Source organism: Streptomyces sp. NPDC059564, assembly GCF_042735575.1.
Taxonomy (GTDB): Bacteria; Actinomycetota; Actinomycetes; order Streptomycetales; family Streptomycetaceae; genus Streptomyces.
Genome location: NZ_JBHWBP010000171.1, coordinates 1 through 15327 on the forward strand (window position 1 = coordinate 1; position 15327 = coordinate 15327).

Sequence of the window (15327 nt, forward strand, 5' to 3'; positions counted from 1 at the left end):
GGGTTCCGCGGCCGGGGCCGACGACGTACGGACGGACGGGGCGGGGTCAGGCCGCGAGGCCGAGGGCCGCCATCCGCTTGGTGTGGGCCTTGGTGATGCGGGTGAACATCTCGCCGACGGCCGCGAGGTCGAAGCCCGCCGCCATCCCGTCGACGCCGCCGACCAGCATGGTGGAGAGCGCGTCGCGCTCGGCGACCACGCGCTGGGCCTGCGAGAGGGCCTCGCCCATCAGCCGGCGGGCCCACAGCGCGAGCCGGCCGCCGCAGCGCGGGTCGGCCTCGATCGCGGCGCGCACCTTCTCGACGGCGAAGCCGCCGTGGCCGGTGTCGTCGAGGACGCCGACGACCAGGGCGCGGGTGTCGGTGTCGAGGTGGGTGGCGACCTCGCGGTAGAAGTCGCTGGCGATCGAGTCGCCGACGTAGGCCTTGACCAGGCCCTCCAGCCAGTCGGAGGGGGCGGTCTGGCGGTGGAAGTCGTCCACGCCCTTGGCGAAGGGCTCCATCGCCGCGGTCGGCTCGGCGTCGATCGCCGCGAGCCGGTCGCGCAGCCGCTCGAAGTGGTGGAACTCTGCGGAGGCCATCTTCGCGAGCTCGGCCTTGTCGCCCAGGGTGGGCGCGAGCTTGGCGTCCTCGGCGAGGCGCTCGAAGGCCGCGAGCTCCCCGTACGCCAGCGCGCCGAGCAGGTCCACGACGGCGGCCCGGTACTGGGGCGAGGCCGAGGCGGTCGCCCAGTCCTGGGCGGCGATGCCCTGCGCCTCGGCGGGCGCGCTGTCGTCGGAGGGAGATGCGTTTTCTACGGTCGACATGCTCCGCACAATAGCCCGCCGAAAGGCGACACGAACCACCTGCTCAGGCCACGTAAACGCGCCTACCCGGTGAATTCACCCGACACAGCTGCGCGATTCCGGGGTACAGTGGTAATGCGCCTGCCGAATACTCGGCGGGCCATCCGAATGAGGATGCCCGGTCGGTGGCCCGATCGGCTCCACCCGACCGCCCTCGGTGCGGTGTGTACGTCCATGCGTACCGCCTCCGCACGAGGGGCCCCCTCAGCGGCAGAAGCGCTTGAGCGAAGGCTAGTGGTCCCGCGCAGCTTTGTACGTACGTCGTAGTACTGCAAGCCCGGCACGGTACGACCCCCCTCGCCGCCTCGCGCCGCGTCTCACAGAAGAGGCAGCACCCTGACTACGTTCCGAGACCTCGGGATCTTTCCCGAGACGGCCGAGGCGCTTGAAGCCGTCGGCATCGTGTCCCCCTTCCCGATCCAGGAGATGACCCTCCCCGTCGCCCTTTCCGGCACGGACGTCATCGGCCAGGCCAAGACCGGCACCGGCAAGACGCTGGGCTTCGGCCTCCCCCTGCTGGAGCGGGTCGTCGTCCCCGCGGACGTCGAGGCGGGCCGCTCGAAGCCCGAGCAGCTCACCGACGCCCCGCAGGCCCTCGTGGTGGTTCCCACCCGCGAGCTGTGCACCCAGGTCACCAACGACCTTCTGACCGCGGGCAAGGTCCGCAACGTACGCGTCCTCGCCATATACGGCGGCCGCGCGTACGAGCCCCAGGTCGAGGCGCTCAAGAAGGGCGTCGACGTGATCGTCGGCACCCCGGGCCGCCTCCTGGACCTGGCCGGGCAGAAGAAGCTCGACCTTTCCCGCGTCAAGGCCCTCGTCCTCGACGAGGCCGACGAGATGCTCGACCTGGGCTTCCTGCCCGACGTCGAGAAGATCATGGCGTACCTGCCCGCGAAGCGTCAGACGATGCTGTTCTCGGCCACCATGCCGGGCGCCGTCATCGGGCTCGCCCGCCGGTACATGACGCAGCCGACGCACATCCGCGCCGTCTCCGAGGACGGCGAGGGCGCGACCGTCGCCAACATCAAGCAGCACGTCTTCCGTGCGCACAACATGGACAAGCCGGAGCTCGTCTCCCGCATCCTGCAGGCCGACGGCCGTGGCCTCGCCATGATCTTCTGCCGCACCAAGCGCACGGCGGCCGACATCGCCGAGCAGCTGGAGAAGCGCGGCTTCGCCTCCGGCGCCGTCCACGGCGACCTGGGCCAGGGCGCGCGCGAGCAGGCCCTGCGCGCGTTCCGCAACGGCAAGGTCGACGTGCTGGTGTGCACCGACGTCGCCGCGCGCGGCATCGACGTCGAGGGCGTGACCCACGTCATCAACTACCAGACGCCGGAAGACGAGAAGACCTTCCTGCACCGCGTGGGCCGTACCGGCCGCGCGGGCAACAAGGGCATCGCCGTCACCCTGGTCGACTGGGACGACATCCCGCGCTGGCAGCTCATCAACAAGGCGCTGGAGCTCGACTTCCACGAGCCCGAGGAGACGTACTCCACGTCCCCGCACCTGTACGAGCAGCTGAACATCCCGGCCGGCACCAAGGGCATCCTGCCGCGCGCCGAGCGCACGCGGGCCGGCCTGAAGGCCGAGAACCTCGAGGACCTGGGCGAGACCGGCGGCCGTGGCGGCCGTGGCGGCCGCGCCCGCGGTCCGGCCGCCGCCCCCGTGGTGACGGAGGAGCGTCCCGCGCGCACCCGTACGCCGCGTCAGCGCCGCCGTACCCGCGGCGGGTCGGAGACGGGCGAGGCCGTGGCCGACGCTCCGGTGGCTCCGGCCGCCGAGGCGCCCGCCGCCGTGGCCGCTCCGGCCGCTGCCGAGGAGGCGCGTCGTCCGCGCCGCCGTCGCACCCGCGTGGCCGCCGGTTCCGCCGCTGCCGTGGTGGCCGAGGCCGCCGTGGTCGAGGCCCCTGTGGTCGAGGCCCCCGTGACTCCGGTCGTCGTCGAGGTCCCGGCTCCGGCCGTGTCCGAGGAGACCCCGGTCAAGGCCCGCCGTACGCGTGCCCCCCGCAAGGCCGTCCAGGCCGCGCCGGTCGCCGTGGCGGCCGTCGTGGTGGAGGAGGCGCCCGTCAAGGTGCGTCGCCCCCGCAAGATCGCGGCGCCCGCCGTCGACGAGCCGGACTTCCAGATGGCCCCGCTGGTGGAGCCGGTCAACGCCCGGCGCACCCGCGCCCCCCGCAAGGCCGCCCCGGCCGCCGCCGTCGCGGTGGCCGAGGAGGCGCCCGCCAAGCCGAAGCGCACCCGGACCCGCAAGGTCGCCGAGGCCGCGCCCGCCGAGGCCGTCGCCGCTGCCGAGGAGGCTCCGGTCAAGCCGAAGCGCACCCGGACCCGCAAGGCCGCGGAGGCCGCGCCGGAGGCGTAGGACCCACGTCCGGGAGAACGGCCCCGGTCCCCTTTCGAGGGGGCCGGGGCCGTTCTCGTACCCGGGCCTACGGGCCGGTAGCCTCGGGGCCATGAGCAAGCCTCCGCGCCTGACCCTGCCGCCCGCCGCCCGCGCGTACCGCCTGACGACCGCCCGCGGCGAGTTCGCCGTGCACGAGGCCGGCGAGCCCGTGCGCGGCACCGCCCTGCTGGTTCCCGGGTTCACCGGCAGCAAGGAGGACTTCGTCGGCCTGCTGGAGCCGCTCGCCGCGGCCGGCTACCGGGTGGTCGCCGTCGACGGGCGCGGCCAGTACCAGAGCCCCGGACCGCGCGAGGAGTCCGCGTACGGGCTGGAGGAGCTGGGGCACGACGTCCTGGCGCAGGCCGCGGCGGTCGGCGGGGGCCCGCTGCACCTGGTCGGCCACTCCCTGGGTGGTCTCGTCGCGCGCGCGGCCGTGCTGCGCGACGCCTCCCCCTTCGCCTCCCTCACCCTGATGAGCAGCGGACCGGGCGCGATCTCCGAGGAGCAGCGGGCCCGTACGAAGCTGCTCGTCGCGGCCCTGGAGGCCATGCGCGAGGACATGCCCGCCATCTGGGAGGCGATGCGGGCGCAGGACCCGGCCGACGCGGTCCCCGATGCCCCGGAGCTGGCGGAGTTCCTGCGCGAGCGCTGGCTGGGCACCGTACCGGAGCAGCTGATCGCCACCGGGCGGGTGCTGATCTCGGAGCCGGACCGGGTGGCGGAGCTGGCGGCGGTGCCGCTGCCCAAGCTGGTGCTGTCGGGCGTGGTCGACTACGCGTGGCCGGTGCCGTTGATGGACGACATGGCCGCCCGGCTGGGTGCTTCCCGGGTGGTGGTCGAGGGGGCCGAGCACTCCCCCAACGCGGAGAACCCGCAGGTCACAGCCGTTGCTCTAGCGTCTTTCTGGGGATCTTCGAGCGTCGGTCGTTAGCTTATGAAAAAATTTCCTTAGCGTAGGGAATGTTTCATGCGCTCCCCCCGTTGAACCCTGTGCAAGGAGAAAACCGACGAAGGGAGAAGCCACATGCGCTTCGAGATTCTGCGCCTGAACGACGTCGACGGGTCCGCCGTGGACAGCACCGTCGTGGACGCGGCCTCCGTCAACCGGATCGTGCAGCAGGCCGCCGCGGTGGGCCAGCGCATCCTCATCCGACCGGCCGAGACGGCGTCCTCCTGATGCTTTCGCAGAACGCCCCCGCACCGATGGTGCGGGGGCGTTCGCATGCGCGGAGCCGGAAGGCGGGCGGGCTCAGGCGCCGTGGACGACCTGGAGCACGCCGTTGATGATCTGCTGGACGGCGATGGCCGACAGCATCATGCCGGCGAGGCGGGTGACCAGGACGACGCCGCCGTCCTTGATGATCCTGATGATGACGAGCGAGTAGCGCATGGTCAGCCACAGCACCACGTGCATGGCGATGATCGCGCACCACACGGAGACCTGGCCGGAGAGTCCGTCCGCCTTCTGCACGGCCAGGATCACCGAGACGATCGCACCGGGACCGGCCAGCAGCGGCATGCCCAGCGGGACGAGCGCGACGTTCACGTCCTTGGTCTGCTTGGGCTCGTCCGTCTTGCCGGTGAGCAGGTCGAGCGCGATGAGCAGGAGCAGCAGACCGCCCGCGATCATCAGCGCGGGGACGGAGACGTGCAGGTAGTCCAGGATCTGCTGGCCGCAGATGCCGAAGACGGCGATGACGCCGAAGGCCACGCAGACGGCCTGCCAGGCCATGCGGCGCTGGACCTTGGCGGGGCGGCCCGAGGTCAGGGCGAGGAAGATCGGCGTGATCCCCGGGGGGTCCATAATCACAAAAAGCGTGAGAAAGAGGGATCCGAAGACGGCGAAGTCAAACACAGTGATGCCTTGCAGGTGAGGGGTGTCGCGAAAAAGGGGGGAAGGTGTGGAGCGGCGCCCTAGGCGCGGACGTCTCCACCGGCGCCGGGGACGGGAAACGCCCCCGTGGCGCGGCGCGTGATCTCGCCGTAGATCTCGGGGTCGGTCGTGTACTCCCCGAGGCGGCAGGTCTTGCGGCTGCCGTGGTAGTCGCTGGAACCGGTCGTCAGCAGGCCGAGGTCCGCGGCCAGGCCGCGCAGCCGGGCGCGGGTGGCGGTGTCGTGGTCCATGTGGTCCACCTCGATGCCGTCGAGACCGGCCGCCGCGAGGGCGGCTATGGCGCTCTCGGGCACGCATGCGCCGCGCTTGACGGCGGCGGGGTGCGCGAAGACGGTGACCCCGCCGGCCGCCTTGACCAGGCGGATGGCGTCGAAGGGGTCGAGCTCGTGCTTCTCGGCGTACGCGCGGCCGCCGTCGGCGAGCCAGTCCGCGGTGAACGCGTCGGACACGGTCGGTACGACGCCCAGCTCGACCATGGCGGTGGCGATGTGCGGGCGCCCCACGGAGCCCGCCCCGGCGATCCGCGCCACCTGCTCCCAGGTGACGTCCACGCCGAGGGCGCGGAGCTTGCCGACCATGGCCTGGGCGCGGGGGGTGCGGTCGTCGCGTACGAGCTCCCGCTCGCGGGAGAGTTCGGGCTCCTGCGGGTCGAAGAGGTACGCGAGCATGTGCAGCCCGACCCCGTCGAGACGGCAGGACAGCTCGGCGCCGGTCACCAGCGTGAGGCCGGGCGGCACGGCGGCGAGGGCCTCGGCGTACCCCCCGACGGTGTCGTGGTCGGTCAGCGCGACCACGTCCAGCCCGGCGGCGGCGGCGTTGCGCACCAGCTCGGCGGGCGTGTCGGTGCCGTCGGAAGCCGTGGAGTGGGTGTGCAGATCGATGCGCACAGCCGAGCTCCAGGTTTTCGAACGGACGAGGGGACACTCCAGGATACCCGCGCCCCAGCGCCACCCCCGTACCGCCCGGCAGGCCGACGGACGGAGTCCGGCGCAGCGGCGCGAAGCCGGGGAGGCCGCCCGCGGCCGAGCCGCGCGAGCGGCGCGTTCAGGAGAGGATGCGGGGAGTGAGCGCGCCGCAGGGGAGGAGCTCCACCTCCGCGCCCGCGTCGCGCAGGTCGGTGAGGACGAGTTCGTCGTACATGAGGAGTCCGGACTGCTCCGGCCAGACGATGGCCCACAGCCACAGCCCCCGCGCCTCGCCCGCGAAGACGGCCCGGTCGTCCGGCGCCCCGCTCACGTGCCACAGCGGCGTCGGCCGCCCCGCCGCGACGACCTTGGCGTGCGGCGGGGACGAGACGTCGATGTAGGACCCCGGGTCGGGGGCGTCGATGCCGGCGAAGCGGGAGCCCAGCCCCACGCCGAGTTCCTCCGCGACCAGCAGCAGCTCGCCGATGCCGCCCAGTGGCCCCGGCCCGGAGCAGGCGACGGCGGTGGCCCGGCCCCCGTTGCGGTCGTCACCGGCGGACGCGACCCCGGTGAACAGCCACCCCACCGGCAGTGGCCACGGCATCCACACGGGCACCTGGGCCCGGTTCACCACCACGCTCAGGCCCTCGACGCTGGGCGGGATGACAGGCTGCAGCGGATGGACGGCGCCGTGCACCGCGCACTGCCAGGAGTCGGCGAAAAGACCGGGCGCTCGGACCCGGCCACCACACTTCGGGCAACTCGGTTCGCCCCTCATAGGAAGCACGCTCCTCCCCGCCCGGCGCCCCGTCAAGGCACGATCACCCGTCCGGATGCCATCCGTACCCGCGGGCGCGCCGCTCAGTCCAGTGCGACGGCCGTACGCAGAGGGTCCCGCAGATCGGTGCCGCGCGCGAGCCAGCGTTCCTGGAGGGCCGCCGCGCCGTGCACCCGCTTCCAGGCGGCCTCGTTCGCCGTCATGGGAAGGAGGGGGAGGAAGCGGACCGGCTCCATCGGCTCGTCCAGTTCCAGGTCTTCGACGAGTCCGCCCGGCTCGGCGACGAGGACCGAGCTGAACGGCGCCCCCTCCCACAGCGGTTCGCCCACGTCCAGGGAGGCGCCGGGGGCCACGATCAGCCCCTCCACCATCGGCGAGGCCGCGAGCACCGCCAGCGGCCGCAGCAGCTTGTCGGTGGGCGCGAGGCCCGCCCGTACGGTGAGCACGAGCTCGGCGCGCGGGCCGCGCACCGGGTCGGCGACCACGGCGGTGGGGTCGGTCATCGGGTGTGCGGACATCCCGAGGGTCGCGTACCGGACGAGGTCGCCCTCGGCGAAACGGAGTACCTCGATGCGGTCGGTGCCCAGAAAGGTGACGGCGGCACGGGCGTCGGGTTCACCGAACGCGCCGCGCAGCCGGGCCTCTACGAGGGCCAGAATTTCTGCCATGAAGTGAGCATAGAACTCGTATCAGCCGGGTAAAGGGCGGGTCTTGACCATCCGTCGGCTGATAGTGTTGACAGCTGGTCGGGGCGACACGCAGCGGGGGTCCCTCCCAGCGGTAGCTGGGGGAGTTGCTTCAGTGCTCCGGCGACAGGACGTCCTCCACGGGGGACCGGCCGGAGGAGGTGGGGCTGCGATGGATCGAAGTCGATCGTGCAGTACCGATCGCTCTTCGGCTTCTGTGCAGGGCGTCCCGCGCCCCCTTTGATCTTCCGATCAGCAGAAGAGCGACGGCAGAACTTCGTCCTCCGTCCTTTTTCCTTCCGCCTGCCCGGGCCTGCCCGCCCGCGCTCCCGGAGGGCCTCCCACCCGTACGGTCCGCAGCCGTGCGCGCGAAGGAGCCTGCCATGTCGATGCTGCCCTACCTCCGTGCCGCCGTCCGCCCGGCCCTGCGCCGGTCCACCCCCGTGCAGCCCGGCTACGACACCACCCGCGACCCCTCCGCCAGCAGCGCGGTCGTCGACTGCGCCGTGTACCGCGACGGCCGGCGCGACGCCCGCGAGCCGGGGCGCCGCTGCCTGACGCCGCGTGAGGCGATGCGCCGGGTCCGTGAGGACGGCGGCTTCGCGTGGATCGGCCTGCACGAGCCCACCGAGGAGGAGTTCGCGGGGATCGCCGCCACCTTCGGCCTGCACCCCCTCGCCGTGGAGGACGCGGTGCACGCGCACCAGCGGCCGAAGCTGGAGCGCTACGACGACACGCTGTTCACCGTCTTCAAGACGATCCACTACGTCGAGCACGCCGAACTCACCGCCACCAGCGAGGTCGTGGAGACCGGCGAGGTGATGTGCTTCACCGGCCCCGACTTCGTCATCACCGTCCGGCACGGCGGCCAGGGCTCCCTGCGCAACCTGCGCCACCGCCTCCAGGACGATCCCGAGCTGCTCTCGCGGGGCCCGTCGGCCGTGCTGCACTCCATCGCCGACCACGTGGTCGACGGCTACATCGCGGTGGCCGCCGCCGTGCAGGACGACATCGACGAGGTGGAGAGCGCGGTGTTCGCCGCTCCCGCCAAGGGCGTCAGCCGGGGCGGCGACGCCGGGCGGATCTACCAGCTCAAGCGCGAGGTGCTGGAGTTCAAGCGGGCGGTCTCCCCGCTGCTGCGGCCGATGGAGCTGCTCAGCGAGCGGCCCATGCGGCTGGTCGACCCGGACATCCAGAAGTACTTCCGCGACGTGGCCGACCACCTGGCGCGGGTCCACGAGCAGGTCGTCGGCTTCGACGAGCTGCTGAACTCGATCCTCCAGGCGAACCTGGCGCAGGCCTCCGTCGCCCAGAACGAGGACATGCGCAAGATCACCTCGTGGGCGGCCATCATCGCCGTGCCCACGATGATCTGCGGGGTGTACGGGATGAACTTCGACCACATGCCGGAGCTGCACTGGCGCTACGGCTACCCGATGGTGATGATCGCGATCGTCGGCAGCTGTTTCGCCATCCACCGCACGCTCCGCCGCAACGGCTGGCTGTAGCCGCCGGGGCCGAGCCCCTAACCTGTGCGCATGACTCTCAGCACGCTCGACATGGCCCTCGTCGAGGAGGCCTCCAAGAAGTCCGGCCTGATCTGGGTCCGCGGCGACGGCGCCGACCGGGCCCTGTGGCACGCCTGGGTGGACGGCGCGGCGCACGTGCTCGGGGACGGGCCCGGCGAGCAGCCGTTCCCCGGTCTCGCCGACGGCAGTGCCGCCGAGGTGACCGTGCGCAGCAAGGACAAGGGCGGCCGGCTCGTCGCCTGGACGGCGGCCGTACGGGAACTCGTACCCGGCAGTGGGCCGTGGGAGGCCGCCGTCGCCGAGCTCAAGGGCAAGCGGCTGAACGCGCCCGACTCGGACCGGATGACCGAGCGCTGGGCCCGCGAGTGCCGGCTGCTGCGCCTGGAGCCCGTCGCGGTCGCCGCCGAGCTGCCGGGCGGTTCGCTGGCCGCGGCTCCGCTGCCCTCCCCGGCGATCACCCGCAGGCCCGTCCCGGCGGGTCTGCCGAAGCTGCTGCTGAAGCGCAAGAAGGCGAAGCGCTAGAGCGGCTCAGCCGTTGCCGGGGGTGGCGCCCTGGCCCGAGCCCTGGCCGCCCGAGCCGGAGCTCTTCGAGGGGGCCGGGGAGCCGGTTCCCGGGTCCTTGCCGTCCTTGGTGGTCGGCAGCTGCGAGCCGTAGTCCACGGTCTGGTCCTGCGTGGGCGCCTCCAGCGGGAAGGCCTTGCCCCATTCGGAGAGCTCGACGCGGCCCGCGCCGCCCGCGCGCTCCATCAGCAGCGGGTACGGGGTCCCCTCCAGGGACACCGTCAGCTTGCCGCTCTTGCCCGCGTCCGCCGAGACGGGCACCGCCCGCGTGTGCCCGACGGTGGTGTAGGGGCCCTTGGTCAGCTTGCCCTGGAGCCCGAGCAGCCCGTCGAGCAGGACGTGCATGTCGGTGAACCCGCGGAACTGCTTGTACGAGGGGTCGTTCTCGGGGACCTTCACGTACTTGTCGCCGAGCTTGCCCGCCGAGTCCGACTTCCCCCAGAAGGCCGCGCTGGCCTTCAGGTACAGCTGTTCGCCGACCCGCAGCAGCTGGAAGGTGTCGCTCTGCGACTTCACCTCGCCGGAGCCGCCGTCCGCCTTCAGCCGCATGTCGAGGGTGAAGGTCTTGCCGCCGGTGACCAGGGTCCCCGACAGGTGCACCGAGGCCGCGGCCGTCGCGGCCGCCTTCGCCTGGTCCTCGATCTTGTCCGCGCCGAGCTTGCCGACCCCGTTCGTGCCCTTGTCGGGATCCTCCGCACTGCCGCCGCAGCCCGTCGCGGTCACGGTGAGGCCCGCGCACAGGACACCGATGAAGGCGGCCCGGCGCAGCCGTGCGGCAGGGGTGTAGGCGGTCACGGGCAGGTGCCTCTCGTCGGACGTCTGCGAGCAGCAGGCAGCGTACCCGCCCCCGGACCGGCTCCCACGGGAACCCCGGGCGGACGGCCCCACCAGGACGGTTTCCCGGGGCACGGGCTAGCCTGAGGCACGGCAGGACTGGTGATGGACGCTCTAGGAGGCGCTCGGATGGCTGCAGGCGCCCCGCGGATCTTCGTCTCGCATCTGTCGGGTGTGCCCGTCTTCGACCCGAACGGCGACCAGGTCGGCCGCGTCCGCGACCTCGTCGCCATGCTGCGCGTGGGCGGCCGCCCGCCCCGGCTGCTGGGTCTGGTCGTCGAGGTCGTCAGCCGGCGCCGGATCTTCCTGCCGATGACCCGGGTGACGGGCGTGGAGTCCGGACAGGTCATCACCACCGGCGTCATCAACATGCGGCGCTTCGAACAGCGCCCGACCGAGCGGCTGGTCCTCGGCGAGCTGCTGGACCGCCGGGTGACGCTCGTCGCCACCGGCGAGGAGGCCACCGTCCTGGACGTGGCCATCCAGCAGCTCCCGGCCCGCCGCGACTGGGAGATCGACCGGATCTTCGTGCGCAAGGGCAAGGGGGGCGCGCTGCGCCGCCGGGGCGAGACCCTGACCGTCGAATGGTCGGCGGTGACCGGGTTCTCCCTGGAGGAGCACGGGCAGGGCGCCGAGAGCCTGGTGGCGACCTTCGAGCAGATGCGCCCCGCCGACCTCGCGAACGTCCTGCACCACCTGACGCCGAAGCGGCGCGCCGAGGTGGCCAACGCCCTCGACGACGACCGCCTCGCTGACGTCCTGGAGGAGCTCCCCGAGGACGACCAGGTGGAGATCCTCGGCAAGCTGAAGGAGGAGCGCGCCGCCGACGTCCTGGAGGCGATGGACCCGGACGACGCGGCCGACCTGCTCTCCGAGCTGCCGGAGGCGGAGAAGGAACGGCTGCTGACGCTGATGCAGCCCGACGACGCGGCCGACGTGCGGCGCCTGCTGTCCTACGAGGAGAACACCGCGGGCGGTCTGATGACCACCGAGCCGATCGTGCTGCGCCCCGACGCCACGGTCGCCGACGCGCTGGCCCGCGTACGCAATTCGGACCTGTCGCCCGCGCTGGCGGCGCAGGTGTACGTGTGCCGGCCGCCGGACGAGACGCCGACGGGCAAGTACCTGGGGACGGTGCACTTCCAGCGGCTGCTGCGGGACCCGCCGTTCACCCTGGTCAGCTCGATCGTGGACACCGACCTGCCGCCGCTGCGCCCGGACGCCTCGCTGCCGGCGGTGACCAGCTACCTGGCCGCGTACAACATGGTCGCGGCGCCCGTCGTCGACGAGAGCGGCTCGCTGCTGGGCGCGGTCACCGTCGACGACGTACTGGACCACCTGCTGCCGGACGACTGGCGGGAGACGGACTTCCATTCCGAGGAGGCCGTGCGTGGCCACTGAGCGGGGCCGCGGGGACGCGGCGCGCGAACGGCGCCGGGAGCGGCGCGAGCATGCCCGGGACGGGCTCTCCGACCGGCTGGAGGAGGCGGCGGAGCGGCTGCGCACCGAGCGGCCGGAACGTTCCTCCGAGCGGGGGAAGGGCGGCGCGCCCTCGGGTTCGAGCGCGCTGTCGCGTTCGCGCGTACGGCTGGACCAGCCGCGCCCCGCCCGCCGCAGGCTGCTGCCCGAGTACGACCCGGAGGCCTTCGGACGGCTGTCGGAGCGGGTCGCCCGGTTCCTCGGCACGGGCCGGTTCATCGTCTGGATGACGATCGTCATCATCGCGTGGGTGCTGTGGAACATCTTCGCGCCCGACGACCTGCGGTTCGACGAGTACCCCTTCATCTTCCTGACGCTGATGCTGTCCCTCCAGGCCTCCTACGCCGCCCCGCTGATCCTGCTCGCGCAGAACCGGCAGGACGACCGCGACCGGGTCAACCTGGAGCAGGACCGCAAGCAGAACGAGCGCTCCATCGCGGACACCGAGTACCTGACCCGCGAGATCGCGGCGCTGCGCATGGGCCTGGGCGAGGTCGCCACCCGCGACTGGATCAGGTCGGAGTTCCAGGACCTGATCAAGGAGATGGACGAGCGGCGGCTGTTCACCGGCGAAAGTGACGAAGGCGACCGCTGACGGGCTTTCCTGAGGCGAGCTACCGAGCCGTACCATCGGGGCATGGCTACCGACACAAGCTCCGCCGCCGACGCCGCCGCGCCCGAGCAGGACGCGATCCTGGACGCGCTGTCGACGGTGAACGACCCCGAGATCCACCGGCCGATCACCGAGCTCGGCATGGTCAAATCGGTGGAGATCGGCGAGGGCGGCTCCGTCGCCGTCACGGTCTACCTCACGGTGTCGGGCTGCCCCATGCGCGAGACCATCATCAAGAACGTCACCGAGGCCGTCGAGAAGGTCGCGGGCGTCACCTCCGTCGCCGTCACCCTCGACGTGATGGGCGACGAGCAGCGCAAGGAGCTGGCGGCCACGCTGCGCGGCGGCACCGCCGAGCGCGAGGTCCCCTTCGCCAAGCCCGGCTCGCTGACCCGCGTCTACGCGGTCGCGTCCGGCAAGGGCGGCGTCGGCAAGTCCTCCGTGACGGTCAACCTCGCCGCGGCGATGGCGGCCGACGGCCTGAAGGTCGGCGTGGTCGACGCGGACATCTACGGCCACAGCGTGCCGCGGATGCTCGGCGTCGAGGGCCGTCCGACCCAGGTCGAGAACATGATCATGCCGCCGTCCTCGCACGGCGTGAAGGTCATCTCGATCGGCATGTTCACCCCGGGCAACGCGCCGGTGGTCTGGCGCGGCCCGATGCTGCACCGAGCCCTCCAGCAGTTCCTCGCGGACGTGTTCTGGGGCGACCTGGACGTACTGCTGCTGGACCTGCCGCCGGGTACGGGCGACATCGCGATCTCCGTGGCGCAGCTGGTGCCGAACGCCGAGATCCTCGTCGTGACCACCCCGCAGCAGGCGGCGGCCGAGGTCGCCGAGCGGGCCGGATCGATCGCCGTGCAGACCCACCAGAAGATCGTCGGCGTGGTCGAGAACATGTCCGGCCTGCCGTGCCCGCACTGCGACGAGATGGTCGACGTCTTCGGCTCGGGCGGTGGCCAGAAGGTCGCCGACGGCCTGACCAAGACGGTCGGCGCGTCCGTGCCGGTGCTGGGCACCATCCCGATCGACGTACGGCTGCGCGAGGGCGGCGACGACGGCAAGCCGGTCGTCCTGTCCGACCCGGACTCCCCGGCGGGCGCCGCCCTGCGCGCCATCGCCGGCAAACTCGGCGGCCGCGCCCGAGGCCTCTCGGGCATGTCCCTGGGCATCACCCCGCGGAACAAGTTCTGACCCGCACCGGGCCGCGCAGCGTAAAAGGGCACCGCCGACCGGCGGTGCCCTTTCCGTACCCCGACCGCTACTCGTAGGCGGCCAGGTCCCCGATGACCGAGAACCCGATCCCGTACGCGCTCATGCCCCGCCCGTACGCACCCAGGTGCACGCCCCCGCGGGTGGACCCGGCCAGCACCCACCCGAACTCGGACTCACGGTAGTGAAACGGCGTCGGCTCCCCGTCCACCGGCAGCGACAGCGTCGACCAGTCCGCCCCGGCGAGATCGTCGGCGAGCTCCCACGCGGCCTCCGTCTGCTGGTCCAGCCAGTCGTCGCGCAGGGTGTGGTCCATCTGCAGCGGCCAGCTGTAGGCCAGCAGGCCGGAGCCGGCCAGCCAGGCCGCCGAGGAGACCGAGGTGGCCTCCAGGACGCCGGTGCCGTCGCCGCTGCGGCGGTTGGGGTTGCTGGCCACGGTGATCACCACCGCGAACCGTTCCTTCTCCCCCGTGGCGATCTCGCCGCGCACGGACGGCTCGTCGCCGTGGCCGGTGGAGCCGTGCTCCACGGTGCCGTCGGCGCCGGTGCCGACCTGCATGAGCCAGCGGGGGCCGGTGAAGGCACCGTCCAGCCCGTACCAGGGGAAGTCGGCCTTCAGGTACCCCTCCGCCGCCCGGCGGGCCGCCGGGACGGGCGCACCGGCCTCCTGGGCCTGCCCGGGGGGCTGCTGCTCGGTCTGCGGGGGTGCGGCAGGGGCTTCGGCGGGCTGGACACCCACCCGGCTGCTGCGCGTCGTCTCCATCTGGGCGGCCTCTCGTTCCGTGGGGTCCGGAACGGCCGGCCCCCCTCGGGCGTCCTGGGTCCGGACAGATGGAGGATAGCCACCCCGTCCCGGATCACCGGGCAGGCGGCGGCTCAGGTGGCGTCGGCGTCGAAGGGCGTGCGCGGCTCGGGGGCCGGGGCTGCGGGCTTCTTCAGCAGGTCGGGACCGGTGCCCACGGCGGGCGTGGCGGACGCGGCGGGGGCGGCCGGGGCGGGCTCGGCCTCCTTGCTGTTGACCGCGTCGGTGACGTCGTTCAGCTCCTTGCGGAGGTCGAAGGTGCTGCGGATGTCCTTGAGGTCCTCGTTCTCGGACAGCTGCTTGCGGATGAAGGTCTTCGGGTTGAGGTCCTCGAACTCGAAGTCCTTGAACTCGGGGCCGAGTTCGGACCGGATGTCCTGCTTGGCGCTGTCGGAGAACGAGCGGATCTTCCGGATCACTCCGGAAACGTCCTGGATCACCTTCGGCAGCTTGTCCGGGCCGAAGATGAGGATGGCGAGCACCACGATCGAGACCAGCTCGAGTGCGCCTATGTCGTTGAACACCTTGCCGCTCCTCGGCTCTCTCCACTTCGGGCCAGCACAACGGTACCCGTCGTTCCTTGCGCGCCCCTACGCCGGTGCGGGCCTCTTGCCGGATTCACCCGGGCGTCATGCGCTATTCGGTCAGGAACCGCTCGCCGAGCCGAGCACCACTTCCAGCGTGCGCTCCGTTCCGTCGCGCAGCGCGGTCAGGGTGAGGCGGTCGCCGGGGCGGTGGGCCCTGATCTTGATGATCAGTTCGTCGCCGCCGTGTACGCGTACTCCGTCCACCTTGGTGATCACGTCCC

17 protein-coding genes are annotated in these 15327 nt (G+C 72.3%); 8 read left to right on the forward strand and 9 right to left on the reverse strand.

The annotated features are described in order from the left end of the window. Window positions 1–46 precede the first annotated feature (46 nt). Complete coding sequence (locus tag ACFV0Q_RS25240; protein ID WP_385008636.1) at window positions 47–805, reverse strand: ferritin-like fold-containing protein; 759 nt, start codon at window positions 803–805, stop codon at window positions 47–49. Between the two features lie 441 nt (window positions 806–1246). Between ACFV0Q_RS25240 and ACFV0Q_RS25245 the strand changes: the two genes are divergently transcribed. From ACFV0Q_RS25245 to ACFV0Q_RS25255, 3 genes are all read left to right on the forward strand, one after another. Next, complete coding sequence (locus ACFV0Q_RS25245; RefSeq protein ID WP_385008637.1) at window positions 1247–3205, forward strand: DEAD/DEAH box helicase; 1959 nt, start codon at window positions 1247–1249, stop codon at window positions 3203–3205. Between the two features lie 91 nt (window positions 3206–3296). Further along, the gene (locus tag ACFV0Q_RS25250) at window positions 3297–4157 is read left to right on the forward strand and encodes an alpha/beta fold hydrolase (protein ID WP_385008638.1); all 861 of its coding nucleotides are present in this window, start codon (window positions 3297–3299) and stop codon (window positions 4155–4157) included. A gap of 93 nt (window positions 4158–4250) precedes the next feature. Beyond that, complete coding sequence (locus ACFV0Q_RS25255) at window positions 4251–4403, forward strand: hypothetical protein (RefSeq protein ID WP_167456791.1); 153 nt, start codon at window positions 4251–4253, stop codon at window positions 4401–4403. A gap of 72 nt (window positions 4404–4475) precedes the next feature. Here ACFV0Q_RS25255 and ACFV0Q_RS25260 read toward each other — a convergent pair whose 3' ends face one another. From ACFV0Q_RS25260 to ACFV0Q_RS25275, 4 genes are all read right to left on the reverse strand, one after another. Continuing rightward, window positions 4476–5081, reverse strand: coding sequence for a MarC family protein (locus tag ACFV0Q_RS25260; RefSeq protein ID WP_385008639.1), 606 nt, complete (start codon window positions 5079–5081; stop codon window positions 4476–4478). Between the two features lie 59 nt (window positions 5082–5140). Then, the gene (locus tag ACFV0Q_RS25265) at window positions 5141–6007 is read right to left on the reverse strand and encodes a PHP domain-containing protein (protein WP_385008640.1); all 867 of its coding nucleotides are present in this window, start codon (window positions 6005–6007) and stop codon (window positions 5141–5143) included. Window positions 6008–6164: 157 nt separating this feature from the next. Beyond that, the gene (locus tag ACFV0Q_RS25270; RefSeq protein ID WP_385008641.1) at window positions 6165–6803 is read right to left on the reverse strand and encodes a DUF6758 family protein; all 639 of its coding nucleotides are present in this window, start codon (window positions 6801–6803) and stop codon (window positions 6165–6167) included. 83 nt (window positions 6804–6886) lie between these two features. Beyond that, window positions 6887–7471 carry a suppressor of fused domain protein gene (locus tag ACFV0Q_RS25275; RefSeq protein ID WP_385008642.1) on the reverse strand — a complete coding sequence of 195 codons (585 nt, stop codon included), beginning with the start codon at window positions 7469–7471 and terminating at the stop codon, window positions 6887–6889. A 401-nt stretch (window positions 7472–7872) separates the two neighbouring features. Between ACFV0Q_RS25275 and ACFV0Q_RS25280 the strand changes: the two genes are divergently transcribed. Together ACFV0Q_RS25280 and ACFV0Q_RS25285 are read left to right on the forward strand one after the other, a co-directional pair. Beyond that, complete coding sequence (locus ACFV0Q_RS25280) at window positions 7873–8997, forward strand: magnesium and cobalt transport protein CorA (RefSeq protein ID WP_385008643.1); 1125 nt, start codon at window positions 7873–7875, stop codon at window positions 8995–8997. A 30-nt stretch (window positions 8998–9027) separates the two neighbouring features. Continuing rightward, a complete protein-coding gene (locus ACFV0Q_RS25285) occupies window positions 9028–9540 on the forward strand; it encodes a hypothetical protein (protein WP_385008644.1) in 513 nt (170 codons plus the stop codon). A 6-nt stretch (window positions 9541–9546) separates the two neighbouring features. Here ACFV0Q_RS25285 and ACFV0Q_RS25290 read toward each other — a convergent pair whose 3' ends face one another. Next, window positions 9547–10374, reverse strand: a complete 828-nt coding sequence (locus tag ACFV0Q_RS25290; RefSeq protein ID WP_385008645.1) for a hypothetical protein — start codon at window positions 10372–10374, stop codon at window positions 9547–9549. Between the two features lie 168 nt (window positions 10375–10542). Here ACFV0Q_RS25290 and ACFV0Q_RS25295 point away from each other — a divergent pair, with 168 nt between their 5' ends. The 3 genes from ACFV0Q_RS25295 (at window position 10543) to ACFV0Q_RS25305 (ending at window position 13699) form a co-directional block, all read left to right on the forward strand. Beyond that, entirely contained in the window at window positions 10543–11814 is a 1272-nt protein-coding gene (locus tag ACFV0Q_RS25295; RefSeq protein WP_385008646.1) for a magnesium transporter MgtE N-terminal domain-containing protein, read from the forward strand. Between the two features lie 166 nt (window positions 11815–11980). After that, window positions 11981–12487: a DUF1003 domain-containing protein gene (locus ACFV0Q_RS25300; protein WP_385008650.1), complete on the forward strand. Its 507-nt coding sequence runs from the start codon at window positions 11981–11983 to the stop codon at window positions 12485–12487. A 42-nt stretch (window positions 12488–12529) separates the two neighbouring features. Beyond that, the gene (locus ACFV0Q_RS25305; protein ID WP_385008647.1) at window positions 12530–13699 is read left to right on the forward strand and encodes an Mrp/NBP35 family ATP-binding protein; all 1170 of its coding nucleotides are present in this window, start codon (window positions 12530–12532) and stop codon (window positions 13697–13699) included. Window positions 13700–13766: 67 nt separating this feature from the next. Here ACFV0Q_RS25305 and ACFV0Q_RS25310 read toward each other — a convergent pair whose 3' ends face one another. The 3 genes from ACFV0Q_RS25310 to ACFV0Q_RS25320 all read right to left on the reverse strand — a co-directional run bounded on the left by ACFV0Q_RS25310 (window position 13767) and on the right by ACFV0Q_RS25320 (window position 15322). Further along, window positions 13767–14480: a hypothetical protein gene (locus ACFV0Q_RS25310; protein WP_385008648.1), complete on the reverse strand. Its 714-nt coding sequence runs from the start codon at window positions 14478–14480 to the stop codon at window positions 13767–13769. A gap of 113 nt (window positions 14481–14593) precedes the next feature. Further along, window positions 14594–15043, reverse strand: coding sequence for a sec-independent translocase (locus ACFV0Q_RS25315; RefSeq protein ID WP_385008649.1), 450 nt, complete (start codon window positions 15041–15043; stop codon window positions 14594–14596). A 120-nt stretch (window positions 15044–15163) separates the two neighbouring features. Continuing rightward, window positions 15164–15322, reverse strand: a complete 159-nt coding sequence (locus ACFV0Q_RS25320) for a PDZ domain-containing protein (RefSeq protein WP_385008651.1) — start codon at window positions 15320–15322, stop codon at window positions 15164–15166. Window positions 15323–15327: the final 5 nt, after the last annotated feature.